Here is a 15,574-nt window from a genome sequence, read left to right as displayed (position 1 = left end):
CAAAAATCCGCGTTTACGTTATCCTTTAGAAACAAAAAAATTTTTATCCTAAAGAAGTATAAATGGCAGAAGAATCGAACAACAAGAAACGAATCGTGCCAAAAACTCCGCAAAAACCCAACATGCAGGTTTGGGTGATTGTAGCCCTTCTCTTGCTAGTCTTCGGCCTGACTTGGTTTAATAGTAGCAACAGCGCCCAGCCTATCTCACAAACCAAATTCGAGCAAATGCTCGAAAAAGGCGAGATACAGAAAGTGGTGGCCGTAAAAAACCAGGATCTCGTCGAGATTTTTCTGAAGAAAGACGCGCTTAAGAAGGAGGAAAATAAGGAACTGGACAAAAACCGTTCTCCCTTCGGTTTGGACGAAGGACCGCAATATTATCTCAAAGTCCTTACTTGGGATGATTTCGAAAAACGGTTTCGCACCATCGAAGACGCCAAGCCAGCCAAAGACAGAATCGATATCACGCCTGAAGAGCGCATGGGGTTCCTGTCATTCTTGGCCAATTACGGATTCCTGATCCTGATGCTCGTCGTTTTCTGGTTCCTTATGCGCCGCATGTCCGGCCAAGGAGGTCCGGGTGGCCAAATCTTCAACATCGGCAAATCCAAAGCCCAGATGTTCGAAGCCGAAAACAGCGTTAAGACGACATTCAACGACGTTGCGGGCCTCGACGAAGCGAAAGAAGAAGTTCAGGAGATTGTCGATTTCCTGAAAACTCCGGAAAAATACACCCGCCTTGGTGGCAAAATCCCCAAAGGCGCTCTGCTTGTCGGTTCTCCCGGCACAGGTAAAACATTGCTTGCCAAAGCCGTAGCCGGCGAGGCTGGCGTACCGTTCCTGTCACTGTCAGGTTCAGACTTCGTGGAAATGTTCGTAGGTGTGGGCGCCGCCCGTGTCCGCGACCTTTTCAAACAAGCCAAAGAAAAGGCCCCTTGCATCATCTTTATCGATGAGATCGACGCCATTGGCCGTATGCGTGGCAAAGGCCAGATGCCTGGCTCGAATGACGAACGCGAGAATACGCTGAATGCCCTTCTCGTAGAGATGGACGGTTTCGCAACCGACACTCACGTGATCATCTTGGCTGCGTCTAACCGTCCTGACGTTCTTGACCAAGCGCTCTTGCGCCCGGGACGTTTCGACCGTCAGATATCTATCGATAAACCAGATATTAACGGCCGTGAGGCGATCTTCAAAGTTCACCTCAAAAAGGTTAAAATCGGGAAAGATGTGGAGCCTAAGCAACTTGCGGCCCAAACGCCGGGATTCGCAGGTGCCGAAATCGCAAACGTTTGTAACGAGGCCGCGCTTATCGCCGCCCGTCACAACAAGGATTCTGTCACTTTGGACGACTTCTACAGCGCCATCGACAGGGTAATTGGTGGACTGGAGAAGAAAAACAAGATCATTTCTCCTGAAGAGAAGAAGATTGTAGCGTACCACGAAGCCGGGCACGCCATTGCGGGCTGGTTCCTTGAGCATGCAGATCCATTGGTAAAGGTAAGTATCGTCCCTCGTGGTGTAGCGGCTTTGGGTTATGCCCAATACCTGCCTAAGGAACAGTTCCTCTACCAAACAGACCAAATGATTGACGAGATGTGTATGGCACTCGGCGGTCGTGCGGCTGAAGAACTCATCTTCGGAAAAATCTCCACTGGAGCCCTTAGCGACTTGGAACGCGTAACCAAGAGCGCTTACGGCATGGTCAGCATCTACGGTATGAACGAGAAAATCGGTCACGTTTCTTTCTACGACTCGAAACAGTCCGAATACAACTTCAACAAGCCGTATTCTGAAGCGACTTCCGAGATGATCGATAAGGAAGCGCACAAAATCATTGAAAGCGCATACCAGCGCACGCTTAAGCTTTTGACCGAAAAACGCAAAGAGCTTGAGATCTTGGCAGAAGAGCTTTTGGCTAAGGAAGTCATCTTCCAGTCTGATCTCGAAAGCCTGATTGGTAAGCGACCTTTCGCTAAACAAACCACTTACCAGGCCTACACCAACGGCGACAGGAACCCTAAGAAAGAGGAAACTCCGGAAACCAACGGCAAAGAGGTCAAAAGTAAGAGTGAAGAAAACAAAAAGTCTGACGAGGACTCGACTAAAAATGACCAAGAGCAGGACTCCTGATCTTTAATAATATTTATTTCATTAAAAATCAGACGCTTTCCGCGTCTGATTTTTTTGTGTTTTGTAAATTGAGCGACCATGCTAAGCCTGGACATCGCCGATATACCCGAAGGTAAGAAGATCTACTTCGCTTCCGATTTCCATCTTGGAACTCCGGATTATAAGAGTAGCCGTAAGAGAGAAGACAAAATCGTCCGTTGGCTGGACTCTGTCCGCCACGACGCCCACGCAATATTTCTGCTCGGTGACATCTTCGATTTCTGGTTTGAATATAAAACCGTAATACCGAAGGGATTCGTGCGTTTTCAAGGGAAACTGGCCGAATTAAGTGACGCCGGCATTCCTATTCACATATTTATTGGCAACCACGACATGTGGCTGTTCGATTATTTCCCCACGGAGTTCGGTATTCCCGTCCATCGGGAAAATGTCAGCTTCACTGTCAACGGAACCAAATTCATGACCGGTCACGGCGACGGCCTTGGCCCCGGCGACCGTAAGTATAAAATGCTGAAACGGATCTTCGCCAACAAACTCTGTCAATGGGCCTTCGCTAGGCTTCACCCCAACTTGGGTATTGGCATAGCCGGAGCTTGGTCCAAAGACAGCCGGGCCAGCAACGCCGGCCACGACGAGGTGTTCCACGGTAAAGACGAGTGGATCTACCAGTTTTGCCAAGAAGAGGAAATCAAAGAGCATCACGATTTCTATATATTCGGCCACCGGCACCTGCCAATGGATATTCCGGTAGGAAAAAATGCCCGATACATTAACTTGGGCGAATGGTTAAAACATTGCCGTTATATCGCTTTTGACGGCAAAGCCCTAAAGTTTGAAGCTTTCGAACCCGAGGGTGATTTCAAAATCGCAACATTAAACGAAACAACATGACCACGGAACTCGAAGAGCTAGTACTCGAAGAGCTAATCAGCGATATCACTAGGGATTTGATGATCTACAACGACGACTACAACACCTTCGACCATGTCATCAACACCTTGGTAAAAGTATGCAAACATACCGCCGAACAAGCGGAACAGTGCGCTTGGATTATTCATACCAAAGGTAAATACTGCGTAAAAAAGGGCGCTTACGAGACGCTGAAGCCGATGCGGGACGCAATTTGCGAAGCGGGCATCGACGCGAAAATTCATTGAGATGCAATTTCCTTCCAAACTAATAGAAAACGCCGTCTTGGAGATGGCGAAACTTCCGGGCATCGGTAAAAAAACCGCGCTTAGACTGGTGCTCAACATCCTAAAACGAGACAGTAAAGAAACCGAAAGCTTGGCTGAAGCTTTGGTGAAAGTCCGGAACGAGATCCGCTATTGTGACGAATGCCACAACATTTCGGACGAACCCGTGTGTACAATCTGCTCCTCGTCAAAGCGGGAAACTGGTATTATCTGCGTAGTGGAAGACGCACCCGATGTACTGGCAATCGAAAATACGGGCCAATATCTCGGGCGTTACCATGTTTTGGGCGGTGTCATCGCTCCGATCGAAGGAATCGGGCCCGGAGAGCTGAATATCGACTCGCTTATCCGAAGAATCGAGAAATCGGAAGGAGAAATCCGGGAAGTGATTTTGGCGCTGAGCCCCACTATGGAAGGTGACACAACTGGCTTTTATGTTACGAAAAAACTGAAGGAATACGATATCAAAGTCAGCGTAATCGCCCGTGGTGTACCTATTGGGGGCGAACTGGAATACACTGATGAGGTTACTTTGGGCCGTAGTATTTTGGGCCGAAGAAGCTATGAAACCAGCTTCTAAAACAGGGTAAAGTACGTATGAAAACAGTTCGGCACTTCAATTCTACAAGCGCAATAAATCTCTTGTTTTATTAGGTGATTCCTAACAAAACGCCTTTTTCAATACAATAGAATCAACTGTTTTGTCTGATTATTCAATATTTTATTATCCTAAAAGTGCCTTTCTCTTTATAATTATTTAATTTGCCGTTCAATAATCATATTCGTAATAGCGAAAGCATAACTCCTTGTACCCATGAGTAATCTCTTATCGAGCCGAGTAAAAGCGCTGTCAGTGTCAGCGACAATCGCAATGGCCCAAAAAGCGCGTGAGTTGAAAGGACAAGGCAAAGACATCATTAGCCTTAGCCTTGGCGAACCGGACTTCAAAACTCCGGAAAACGTCCAAATCGCCGCTAAAGACGCGATTGACAGTGGCAAATTTTTCTCATACCCACCTGTTCCGGGCTACCCAGAACTGCGTGAGGCCATCGTTAAGAAACTCAAAGACGAAAACGAAATCGATTGCACTACTGACCAGATCGTAGTGTCGTCGGGAGCTAAGCACTCTATTTCCAACGTATTTTTGGCAACTCTCGACGAGGGCGACGAAGTAATCATCTACGCCCCTTACTGGGTAAGCTACGTAGATATGGTGAAGCTTGCCGGTGGCGTTCCCGTTGTTGTGGAAGGCACTATCGAGCAGGAATTCAAAGCCAGCGCCGAACAGCTTGAAGCCGCAATCACGGATAAGACCAAAGCCATCATTTTCTCTTCTCCATGTAACCCAACGGGCGCCGTTTGGTCGAAGGAAGAGCTGGAAGCCATGGCGGCCGTGGTGAAGAAGTATGAAGACATCTTCGTAATCGCCGACGAGATTTACGAATACATCAACTTCACAGGAAAGCACGCCAGCATCGCCGCCGTAGACGGAATGGCCGACCGCGTGGTAACTGTAAACGGTTTCTCGAAAGGTTATGCCATGACCGGATGGAGAGTGGGTTATATCTGCGCTCCTGTTGAGATTGCAAAGGCTTGTTCTAAACTTCAGGGACAGACTACTTCGGGTATCTGCTCAATTGCGCAACGCGCGGCTATCGAGGCTATCTCGGGCGACCAGTCTTCTGTTAAGGTAATGGCGGACGCTTACCACGAACGTCGCGCTTTGGTAAAAGGTTTGCTCGATGAAATTCCGGGCGTAAAATCTCCGATGCCGGAAGGCGCCTTCTATTTCTTCCCGGACGTAAGCGCTTACTTCGGCACAAAAGCCGGTGACCGCGAAATCAACAATGCCAGTGACTTGGCAATGTTCCTCTTGGAAGAGGCCAACGTATCTACGGTAACTGGCGATGCTTTCGGTTCACCGAACTGCATCCGTCTCTCTTACGCCGCTTCGGAAGAAAACCTTAAGGAAGCTTTGAAGCGTATCAAAGCAACTTTGGCTACATTGAAATAAGAAAAAAAGTAAAGGGTTCGGTCTTATTCAACGCACGATGAATCAAGGCTTCTTTACTTGAATACACTAGAAAAATACGCTCTGCGTAATCACAAAAGCCCTTGCTTACTTGGCGAGGGCTTTTTCGTTGGCCTCCAATTTTATAATGGGAACAGATCTGAAGTGTAACTACTCTGCGAGCCCACTATCGGTTCCGGAGATTCGCTCCGCTTTGACTCTTTCCCTTCCGAATTCGATAGGCTACCGCCAGTTTGCGGAGGCAAATCCTGATGTTCTTCCTCTTTTACGGGAATCGGAACGGCGGGAGTTGGCGCTTCGGTAGTAACCCACTCTACAGCTCCTAGCGGGTCAGTAAAACCTTCAGCATACGTACCTCCGGAAGCTCCTTTCCTTGTCTCTTCCTCTTTTTTCTTAGCCAGTTCCGCTAATAATTTGGCCTTGGCCTCCGATTTTCTTAACCCCAACTCTTCCCCGTGCGCTACGCCAAACACTACCTTGAAGTCTGTAGCTTCCTCGGCCGTCTCCTTACTCATTGTACTTTCGTCATGCTTGACAGCATCCCAAAATTCCCAATCTTCCGTACCGCTATGTTGGCTTGCCAAAGGTAAGTGAGGATTAAAAAAATCAATCCCCGAAGCTTTAAAACTGCTCATAGCCCTTGCAGTCTGCTGATCGTCAGTAAAGTTTAAACCAGTAAGCGAATGGGAAATCGCTTCAAGTCTAGTATCTCTGAATGATGCGTTCTTTCTCGTAGCGGAAGCTCCCTTTCGCAACCATTCCTCCACGTAATCGCTCATCCACTCGTTAGCCAACTTGCCCGACAATTCGTTCATCCGCAACAATTCACGCTTATTTAGACCATAACAGACACCGCCTTGTCGTTGTATTTGCTCTTGGGTCTTGAAACACAACGTAGCTAATTCATCCCACTTTCTAAAATTCCACAAACGCCCCGCCCAGCCTTTCGGTTGATCCAGCAAGCCCTTTACCCTTCCCAGATATCGTTTCACGCTACCCGCCACCCGGTCGCCCATCTCTTCGGTATCCATACTTACCGATTCTTGCCCCCAGCTCAAACCTTTGCCAAAAGGCTCTGTCATAGCCGGTATCTCATCCGCAAAATATTCGGGACGATCTTTCGCCAAAGTGGACATGGCTAACTTTACCGATTGCAAACCTTCCTCACCTTGCACGTAAATTATCAATGGCTCCGATACCTTATGAATACTGCGATATGGCGACAGCGAAACATCCACCACTCCATATCGTCCCGTGGAGCCTGGATGGTCTATCAGACTAAAGACCACAGGCAATACCTCATGCACATAAGGAGCCTCCACGTTGACATAAACACGGTAGAAAAATGAAGTGTCCGAACTAATAGTGGCGCCTTTAGTAGCGCCGACACCCGACATTTCCACACCCTGACTAGTTACTCGCTCAGCCTTTCGGCGCGCAACCGGCGGAAAGAAATGCAACGCTCCCTTCAAACGCTCGTGAGCGTCAGGCATGTCCCTAACCTCTTTAGAAAGTGTCGGTGATTTCTGAACACCGAAAGTCATAGCCGATTCAGGTACTCTTCCCGCTATAAGTCTGGACAATTCCGAAGCGTAAGTCTCTGCGTCTTGACCTTTGGCCTTGCGCACAGTACTTCCATGGTATAGGCTACGCAAATCGGAACAAATCTCTTCCTCATCATCCGACTCCATAATCGATCTTCGGTTACCTATACGACCTTCTTGGTCATTAAGCCTTACCAAAGCCAAAAATCTCATTAGCCCCTGAAAAGAACCGCTGGGTTCTATAAACTCAAAAGTTCCGTCCTTTACAAAAAGCCTATCGGGTGTCTTATCAGTCAAAGCCTCGTACCAATCATCATACGCGGCGTCCTCATCTTCAGGAACTGTAACAGGCCCTTTCATCCACTTAGACGTTGTACCTTCTTTAGTCCAAGTCTCCCGTAACACCCCTTCGTCATCAATCAATATGCGTTCACCCGCCGAAAAATCCTTGTATTTTCCCACATTACGAGACCTCTTCCGCCCTTCCTTATATAGCCTAGAGGAACGTAACAATCGGGCCGGGCGCCACATAGCCTGCGCTACGGGATCCGAGCCTCCATCCTTCGCTCCTTGGCGCCTATCCGGTCTTCGCTGTCTTTGCTCAAACATAGTTAAGGGCACTATGGCCAAAGTGAAAACACGGAAAGTACGCTAAAGTTACCGAGCAAAACCTGAATCCTCTGATTCCCAATACCGCCAAAAAAGAAAAAGCGCCCGTCGGAAGACCGATGCGGACGCTTTTTGTCATAGAGAACTGAGGATTCTCCGCTGAAACTATATTATCCCGGCAATTACTTGCTCAGGTAAAGGTTTCTTTCCGAGTAGATTTTGAGGAAGTAGTCATCGAAAAGGTCTTCGATGAAGTAGATAGCCTCTCCAGTCGATTTCATCTCTGGCCCGAGCTCTTTGTTCACGTTCGGGAATTTGTTGAACGAGAATACCGGCACCTTGATGGCGTAGCCTTCCTTCACTGGCTGGAAATTGAAATCGGTTACCCTCTTGTCGCCGAGCATTACTTTGGTAGCGTAGTTTACGTATGGCTCTTGGTAAGCTTTGCAGATAAACGGCACGGTACGAGAAGCGCGCGGGTTGGCCTCGATCACGTACACCTTGTCGTCTTTGATGGCGAACTGGATGTTGATCAAACCTTTGGTCTGCAACTCAACGGCGATTTTCTTGGTGATGTTCTCGATTTGCTTCATCACAAAGTCGCCCAAGTTGTAAGGAGGCAACACGGCGTAAGAGTCACCCGAGTGGATACCCGCCGGTTCAATGTGCTGCATAATTCCCACGATGTGGACATTCTCACCGTCGCAGATGGCGTCGGCTTCCGCCTCGATAGCTCCGTCCAAGAAGTGGTCAAGCAATACTTGGTTGCCAGGGATCTCGCGAAGGATGTTTACGATATGCTCCTCAAGCTCCTGCTCGTTGATAACGATCTTCATGTACTGGCCACCCAATACGTACGATGGGCGTACGAGCAATGGGAACCCGAGTTCCTTGGCTTGCTCGAGAGCCTCGTCAGCGTCAGTACATACACCGAACTTAGGGTAAGGGATCTCGTTGTCGGCGAGGAGTTTTGAGAAACGTCCGCGGTCTTCGGCCAAATCCAGAGCCTCAAAGCTAGTACCGATGATCTTGATGCCGTAACGGGTCAACTTGTCAGCCAACTTAAGGGCAGTTTGTCCACCAAGTTGTACGATAACGCCTTCTGGCTGCTCGTGCAGGATGATTTCGTAGATATGCTCCCAGAATACAGGCTCGAAGTACAGTCTGTCAGAGATATCGAAGTCAGTCGATACCGTCTCCGGGTTACAGTTGATCATGATGGTCTCGTAACCGGCCTCTTTCGCCGCCAACACGCCGTGTACACAGCAGTAGTCGAACTCGATACCTTGGCCGATACGGTTAGGGCCGGCGCCCAATACCACGATCTTCTTCTTGTCGGTCTTGATCGCCTCATTCTCTCCGCCGAAGGTAGAGTAGTAATAAGGAGTCTTGGCCTCAAACTCGGCGGCGCAGGTGTCCACCATTTTATATACGCGCTTGATGTTGTATTCGTCGTAGCGCTTTTTGAAGACTTGGCTTTCCAAGCAACCCAGCAAGTGGGCCAACTGACGGTCGGCGTAGCCTTTTTCTTTGGCGACAAGCAGAAGTTCGCGCGAGATCGTCTCGATGCTGTTAGCCTCGATCTCTTTTTCCAAGGCCACCAACTCTTCGATCTGAGTCAGGAACCAAGGGTCGATATGGGTAAGCTTCTGGATCTTGCGGAACGAAAGGCCAAGCTTGAAGGCGTCGTAAATATGGAACAAACGGTCCCAGCTCGGATGCTTGAGGCTTTCTACGATTACCTGCTGGTCTACGAGGCTTTTGCCGTCGGCGCCCAATCCGTTACGCTTGATCTCCAACGACTGGCAAGCCTTCTGCAAAGCTTCCTGAAAGTTACGTCCAATACCCATAACCTCGCCCACGGCTTTCATCTGAAGACCGAGCGATTTGTCAGCGCCTTCGAACTTCTCGAAGTTCCAACGAGGGATCTTCACGATAGTGTAGTCGATGCTAGGCTCGAAGAAGGCCGAAGTAGTCTTGGTAATCTGGTTTTCGATCTCGTCGAGGTTGTAACCGATCGCCAACTTGGCGGCAACCTTCGCGATTGGGTAACCAGTCGCTTTCGATGCCAAGGCCGAAGAACGAGATACACGAGGGTTGATCTCGATACCGATAATCTCGTCGGTAGTAGGGCTAACCGAGAACTGTACGTTACAGCCACCGGCAAATTCCCCGATTCCGTTCATCATCATGATGGCCTGGTCGCGGATTTCCTGATACAAAGAATCGGAAAGCGTCATGGCCGGCGCCACTGTGATCGAATCGCCCGTGTGAACGCCCATCGGGTCAAAGTTCTCGATAGAACAGATGATGATCACGTTGCCCACGCTGTCGCGCAACAGCTCAAGCTCGTATTCTTTCCATCCCAAAATACTCTGCTCGATCAGTACTTCATGTACCGGCGATGCGTGCAGGCCTTTGGTCAAAGCTTTGTCGAAGTCTTCCGGCTTCTCAACAAAACCACCGCCCGTACCACCGAGGGTAAACGAAGGACGGATTACCAAAGGAAAGCCAATTTCCTGGGCGATTTCTTTACCGTGGAGGAAAGAAGTGGCCGTTTCACCTTTACAAACGTGTACGCCGAGCTCTTTCATCCTCAAGCGGAATTTCTCACGGTCTTCGGTCATCTGGATGGCGTCGATGTCCACACCGATGATCCTCACGTCGTACTTTTCCCACAGTCCGGCATTCTGGCAGTCGATAGCCAGGTTTAGGGCCGTCTGTCCGCCCATTGTTGGGAGTACCGCGTCGATGTCGTGCTTTTCAAGGATCTGCTTAATGGATTTTTTCTCCAAGGGCAGCAGGTAAACGTGATCCGCTGTCACGTTGTCTGTCATGATCGTGGCTGGGTTCGAGTTGATCAGAATCACCTCGATCCCCTCTTCCCTGAGGGAGCGAGAAGCTTGAGATCCTGAATAGTCGAACTCGCAGGCCTGACCGATAACGATTGGGCCACTACCAATGATAAGTACCGATTTAATGCTGTTGTCCTTTGGCATTTTGATCTTGAGAATGAAGTATTGTTATAAATGTTGCTTCTTTTGAGCTCGGCTGTAAAATTCTCGGGCATAAAAAAAGAGCTACTGGCCAAGACCAATAGCTCTTTTTGAAATATAATCCGATGAATCAATAAAAACCGTTTCCGTATTCGCCCCAATCAATAACAGCGAACAGGCTCCCGAAAAGAGAATCCCCTTTTGCTTCCCCACACCTGGGGAAAACTCGGGCCCGGAGCTTTCCGTCCGGCTGTTCCAACTATTTATTTTTGACTCGTTTAACATTTGAAAAAGATTCGGCTTCAAATATGTGACACGAATTACTTTGGCGAATATCTTCGCGAAATAAAGGAATAATAGTGAATTTTGATAACATGATACTCTATAATATCACATTCAATACAGAAAAAAGTGTCGAGAAGGTCTGGACAGCTTGGATGAACGAGCGCTATATCCCCGCTGTAGCGCAGTCAGAGTACATTAAGGAGTATAAATTCCTTAGGATGATGCATGACTCGCAAAGCGAAGGGGAGACTTACGCTTTACAGCTGTTCGTCGATGATTTGGCGGAGTTGGAAACCTGTTTCGAGAAAAACTCCTCTATTCTGGCGGAACTTACCACTAAGTTCGGCAACAAGGTAGTGTCTTTCGCAACCATGCTGGAAGAGATTTAAAACATACACCACCCGAAAGCAAAAGAGGTGTTTCCTGTGAACGGAAACACCTCTTTCTTTTTTTAGCGACAAGAGACATTCACACTACTTCGGCATAGTCGCTCAAGTATTGGTAATGCTCCCCCAATTCTCCGTTCTCGGCTATAGTTGCCCGGTGGATTATTCCGTCAGAATCCTCACCCAAAAGCGAAGGCAATACGAATTTGATCAAATTCTCCCCGAAACTGGCTGAAGCGTCTCTCGGCAATTCGCAAGGCAAATTGTCAACGGCCATGACTGTCAAGCGACCGGGTTCGGCAAAAGCCGGAACCGCCTCGTCGATCGAGGGTTCGTAATCGTATATAGGGTCATCAATAGTAGAAGGGCGTACCGTTGTCGGAATTGAACCGCGAATATCGCAAGTGATATCGGCCACTACTTTTATGTTGAAATCCGAACTGCTAACATCTTCAGCAGTGAAAAGTGCAGGGGCCTCAGGCGCCCAGAAGGCTCCTGCCACCAAGATGTCGGCATGGGGAAGGAAACGAAGAAAATTGCTTTCGTAACCGGATGGATCAGCGAAGAATTCTTTTTTGTCAAAAGCGCCACCGTCTTTGCGTTTGTTGTAGTCTTCCACATCTAACTGAGCATAGACTGCGTCCGAAAAGTTCTCTTCCAAAAACTCTTCCGCTCCAACTCTGCGTATTCCGGCACGCTCCAACACCTCCACACTTCCGTTTGACACCCGGCCAGCGCCAGTCAGAGCGATTTTTACGCCCGGAAGCGACACCTTGTCCAACTCGCCAAAGAGTTCTTCCATATCCAAGCACTGGTGAGCAGGCTTTAGCTCAAACAAGTCAAACTTTTTCCCATAAGTCAGCAGACCGTTGTATGCCCCGACTATTCCGGCATAGCGCCCAAAAGCCACCACTCGTTGTCCGAGGGTGTTAGTCAGGCATTCATAATCTATCAGCCGGATGTTTTTGGCTAATATGGCTTTTAGTAGGTCCTTGTTATAAGGCTGTTTCTTGATTGTGTGCGAAAAAAAGAAATAGGTTTTGTTAGGTATAAGGCTTTCTATCGGAACTTCCTTAACGCCGAAAAGAACGTCGCAATCTTCCACGTCTTTGCGGATTTCCAAACCTAACGTGGCGTAATCGCTGTCAGGGAAGCAACGCACGTCACTGCTTTCCACTTTTACCTCCACTTCCGGGAAAAGCTTTTCGATTTCCTTGGCCTGATCGGGCGTGAAAGGCACCCGGTGGTCAACGGGGACTTTGCCTTCTTTTATAATACCGATTCTCATTTGGTCTGTCTTTCTGGTTTGAGTTTGCCAGCGCAACCGCCTTGGGAAGGCGCACGCCTACTGAGAGGTAAATATAAGCCATACACGGACTTATCCAAAAAACAAGGCAAAACGCACTTTACGTCCCCCAAAAATTCCAATGGGAAAATGGACTATGTTTTACGCCTTCCAATCGCTCCTCTCGACACTAAGCGAAAAACAGTAATCTGTATCGTAACCGATATCTTCTACCGAACCCGAAAAGTTTTCCTCAAAGTAATCTTCCACTTCAGAAATATCCGCCTCGCCGTATTCCAAACCCGGAGTACTACCCTCCCAAACCACTGGCTCTTTGTCTTCCCAACCGGAGCAGAAAACCCAATCGCATTTATATTCTTTGGAAAAATCGTTTTTCGGCACTCCCGCCCAAAGCTTGTTCGTACTCAAATCGATACTAACCGACGTGCAGGCGTCCAAGATGTTCTTCATATCTGAGGTTTACGTTTCGCAACCGATAAAAAGTCTATTCGGAATGTAAAAGTAAGCACGAAAACCATGCGTAACGCTAAACTCCAATAACTTTGGGAATCCCCAGATGTAGGTTAACCGCAGTTTTTCGTCCCCTTTTACGTGTTACGCAGGCCATGAGCCCTACTTTCATAAAGACCGGACGCAGTCATCTCCACAAACTCCACATTCGCTTTAAGCTCGGAAACAGTTCTGGAGCCATTATAAGTCATTCCAGAAGCCAAACCGCCAAGCAAACGCTTGATAATCCTCTCTACTGGGCCCTTGTACGGCGTATGGACTTTCTCGCCTTCCACACTTATCACCTCCGTGTGCTTTTGGTTATCTTTCTTCAGTTTTTGAACCGCGGCGTCAAAGCTGGCCATACCGCGATAAAGCTTATACGGCCGATTCTTGATCCGGATAACATCTCCCGGCGTTTCGTCCGTCCCGCTTACCAACGAACCTATCATCACGTTATCAGCCCCAGCACCGATAGCCTTCACAATGTCGCCGGAATGTTTGATTCCCCCATCCGCGCAAATCGGGACACGCCCGCCCACAGCACCGTAAACCTCGTCGATAGCCGTGAGCTGTGGCATTCCGCAACCAGTCATAATGCGAGTGGTACACATGGAACCGGGACCTACCCCCACTTTTATCGCATCGGCGCCCCAGCGGGCCAAGTCGTGGGCAGCGTCATGACTCGCCACGTTTCCGGCCATCACGTCAATGTGCGGATATTCGCTTTTGGAAAACATCAGAGCCTCTTTAGTCATGATAGAATGGCCATGCGCAATGTCCAATACGATAATGTCAACACCACATTTGGCCAACGCTTCCAAGCGTTCCTCATAATCCTTGACACCAAGCGCCGCCGCACATAGCAATCCCTCAGCCTTCACTTTCTTCACCTCCGCCACCTGCTCTTCCACTGTCAAAAAGCGGTGTATTACGCCCAAACCGCCCAATTTCCCGACAGCAATAGCCATCGGGCTTTCACATACGGTATCCATATTAGCGATCAAAATAGGAGTGTCAAGCGTATGATTTTTAGTCACGTTAGTCGTGAAATCAACATCTTGCCTAGACTTGATGGTATTGTACTTCGGCACGATCAGCACATCATCGAAACTGTAAGCCTTGCGGATATTCATATTGCGGACATGTCAGGTTAAACTCTCTTCCTGACAATAAAAAATCGGCTATTGGGGTTTCCCCGCAAAGCGTCTTCGCTCCGATTAGGCTACTGATTCATCAATAGGAGATGTTTTCTCCGGAAAAAATCATGTTTGCGAAAGCGAATCAGTCGAATCGGATACTCTTTATTGGGCTGATTTTGCTGATAATCGCCGTGGGGATAAACAGCACGGATGTCACCAACAGAAATGTCCCGATATTCAAAGCCACAATAGTCACGAAGCTCCAACTGATTGGAACGTAACTCATATAATAGCTTTCGGGGTCCAGAGGAATTATTCTAAAAAAATATTGCAGAGCGCAAAGTCCCAAGCCTATCACATTGCCCCAAAGCAAACCTTTTCCGATCAGGCGCATGCCGTTGTGGCGGAAAATCCGTCTTATTAGCCTGTTGCTGGCGCCAAGGGCTTTCAACACGCCGATCATCTGCGTCCGTTCCATAATCAGGATCAAGATTATCGACATCATGTTAAAACAGGCTACGGCCAGAATAAGGGAAAGGAACACGATGACGTTCACGTTCAGCATATCAAGCCATTCGAAAATATCGCTATGCGTATCCAGAATCGATGATACGTACAGGTTATAGCCCAAACTGTCGAGCAACGTGATTTGGGCTTTGTTGGTCTCGTCAAAACGGTTGAGGTGAACTTCCACGCCTCCGGCCAAGGTATCCGCCCAGTGGTTCAGCCGGCGAATCAGGCGTATATCGCCCAGAGCGAACCGTTCGTCGAATTCGGCCAAGCCGGTATTGTAAAGGCCCGTGATTATCATCTTGCGCGGGCGCGGCGGATTTTGGATAAAATAAACCAACATAGTGTCTCCCACGCCCAACCCCAACTTATTGGCCAGCCTTTCGCTGATTACCATATCCGTCGAACGTTTTGTTCCGCTAAACTCCACGAATCTTCCCTCAGTCATATTTGTCATGAACGGAGAGTCTTTATAAGTGGAGTCTACGGCCTTGAGCACGATGCCGGACACGTCCTCTTCGGTTTTGATCAGTCCGGGTTTGTGGGCGAAGGGAAACTCGCCGCTAATCTCGGAGAAATTCTCGGGGCGCTCGCTCAGCGGATTCAACAACGAAATCGGCTCCTCTTTATAAGAGTTGTTGGAAGAATATTTGACAACCTGCAACTCGCCGTTGAAGCTGATCACCTTGTCGCGGATGGTGTCCTGAAAACCGAACAGAATAAGAAAGGAAAGAATCATCAAAGCCAAGCCCATGGCGATACTGCCTACGGCGATCTTGTTGACCGTCGAAGAAAAAGAACCCGAATCGGCACGGGTAATCCTTGAAGAGACAAAACTTTCGAACTTCATCTACTGGGCTTGGAATGGATAAAAAAACCTCGGCCCGAAGCACCGGACCGAGGCAAGTTTACGAAAAATATCCCGTTTTTTTGCAGGAAAC

Annotated in this window: 12 protein-coding genes; 6 read left to right on the top strand and 6 right to left on the bottom strand. The window is 48.5% G+C overall.

Features of this window, described 5'->3' with window-relative positions:
* Positions 1-62 precede the first annotated feature (62 nt).
* The 5 genes from ftsH to AABK39_RS02095 all read left to right on the top strand — a co-directional run bounded on the left by ftsH (position 63) and on the right by AABK39_RS02095 (position 5,348).
* Positions 63-2,138 carry an ATP-dependent zinc metalloprotease FtsH gene (gene ftsH, locus AABK39_RS02115; RefSeq protein WP_338393272.1) on the top strand — a complete coding sequence of 692 codons (2,076 nt, stop codon included), beginning with the start codon at positions 63-65 and terminating at the stop codon, positions 2,136-2,138.
* 78 nt (positions 2,139-2,216) lie between these two features.
* Positions 2,217-3,029 (top strand): UDP-2,3-diacylglucosamine diphosphatase, encoded by an 813-nt coding sequence (locus AABK39_RS02110; protein WP_338393271.1) that lies wholly within the window; start codon positions 2,217-2,219, stop codon positions 3,027-3,029.
* The gene (locus tag AABK39_RS02105; protein ID WP_338393270.1) at positions 3,026-3,295 is read left to right on the top strand and encodes an ATP-dependent Clp protease adaptor ClpS; all 270 of its coding nucleotides are present in this window, start codon (positions 3,026-3,028) and stop codon (positions 3,293-3,295) included. Before AABK39_RS02110 ends, AABK39_RS02105 begins: the two co-directional genes overlap by 4 nt.
* A 1-nt stretch (position 3,296) precedes the next feature.
* The gene (gene recR, locus AABK39_RS02100) at positions 3,297-3,914 is read left to right on the top strand and encodes a recombination mediator RecR (RefSeq protein ID WP_338393269.1); all 618 of its coding nucleotides are present in this window, start codon (positions 3,297-3,299) and stop codon (positions 3,912-3,914) included.
* A 234-nt stretch (positions 3,915-4,148) separates the two neighbouring features.
* On the top strand, positions 4,149-5,348 hold the full coding sequence (locus AABK39_RS02095; protein ID WP_338393268.1) for a pyridoxal phosphate-dependent aminotransferase: 1,200 nt from the start codon (positions 4,149-4,151) through the stop codon (positions 5,346-5,348).
* Positions 5,349-5,488: 140 nt separating this feature from the next.
* Here AABK39_RS02095 and AABK39_RS02090 read toward each other — a convergent pair whose 3' ends face one another.
* Positions 5,489-7,519, bottom strand: a complete 2,031-nt coding sequence (locus AABK39_RS02090) for a hypothetical protein (RefSeq protein ID WP_338393267.1) — start codon at positions 7,517-7,519, stop codon at positions 5,489-5,491.
* A 182-nt stretch (positions 7,520-7,701) separates the two neighbouring features.
* Complete coding sequence (gene carB / locus AABK39_RS02085; RefSeq protein ID WP_338393266.1) at positions 7,702-10,518, bottom strand: carbamoyl-phosphate synthase large subunit; 2,817 nt, start codon at positions 10,516-10,518, stop codon at positions 7,702-7,704.
* A gap of 371 nt (positions 10,519-10,889) precedes the next feature.
* Between carB and AABK39_RS02080 the strand changes: the two genes are divergently transcribed.
* Positions 10,890-11,189, top strand: a complete 300-nt coding sequence (locus AABK39_RS02080) for a DUF4286 family protein (protein WP_338393265.1) — start codon at positions 10,890-10,892, stop codon at positions 11,187-11,189.
* 79 nt (positions 11,190-11,268) lie between these two features.
* On the opposite strand, the gene AABK39_RS02075 is transcribed toward AABK39_RS02080, so the two are convergent.
* The 4 genes from AABK39_RS02075 to AABK39_RS02060 all read right to left on the bottom strand — a co-directional run bounded on the left by AABK39_RS02075 (position 11,269) and on the right by AABK39_RS02060 (position 15,483).
* Complete coding sequence (locus tag AABK39_RS02075; RefSeq protein WP_338393264.1) at positions 11,269-12,474, bottom strand: NAD(P)-dependent oxidoreductase; 1,206 nt, start codon at positions 12,472-12,474, stop codon at positions 11,269-11,271.
* Between the two features lie 159 nt (positions 12,475-12,633).
* Positions 12,634-12,942 (bottom strand): hypothetical protein, encoded by a 309-nt coding sequence (locus AABK39_RS02070; RefSeq protein WP_338393263.1) that lies wholly within the window; start codon positions 12,940-12,942, stop codon positions 12,634-12,636.
* A gap of 137 nt (positions 12,943-13,079) precedes the next feature.
* On the bottom strand, positions 13,080-14,117 hold the full coding sequence (locus AABK39_RS02065) for a guanosine monophosphate reductase (RefSeq protein ID WP_338393262.1): 1,038 nt from the start codon (positions 14,115-14,117) through the stop codon (positions 13,080-13,082).
* Positions 14,118-14,265: 148 nt separating this feature from the next.
* The gene (locus AABK39_RS02060) at positions 14,266-15,483 is read right to left on the bottom strand and encodes an ABC transporter permease (protein WP_338393261.1); all 1,218 of its coding nucleotides are present in this window, start codon (positions 15,481-15,483) and stop codon (positions 14,266-14,268) included.
* Positions 15,484-15,574: the final 91 nt, after the last annotated feature.

This window comes from Fulvitalea axinellae (genome assembly GCF_036492835.1).
In the GTDB taxonomy this organism is placed as follows: Bacteria; Bacteroidota; Bacteroidia; order Cytophagales; family Cyclobacteriaceae; genus Fulvitalea; species Fulvitalea axinellae.
The sequence above is the reverse complement of the archived record's forward strand: the minus strand, read 5'-3'. Positions and strand labels throughout refer to the sequence as shown.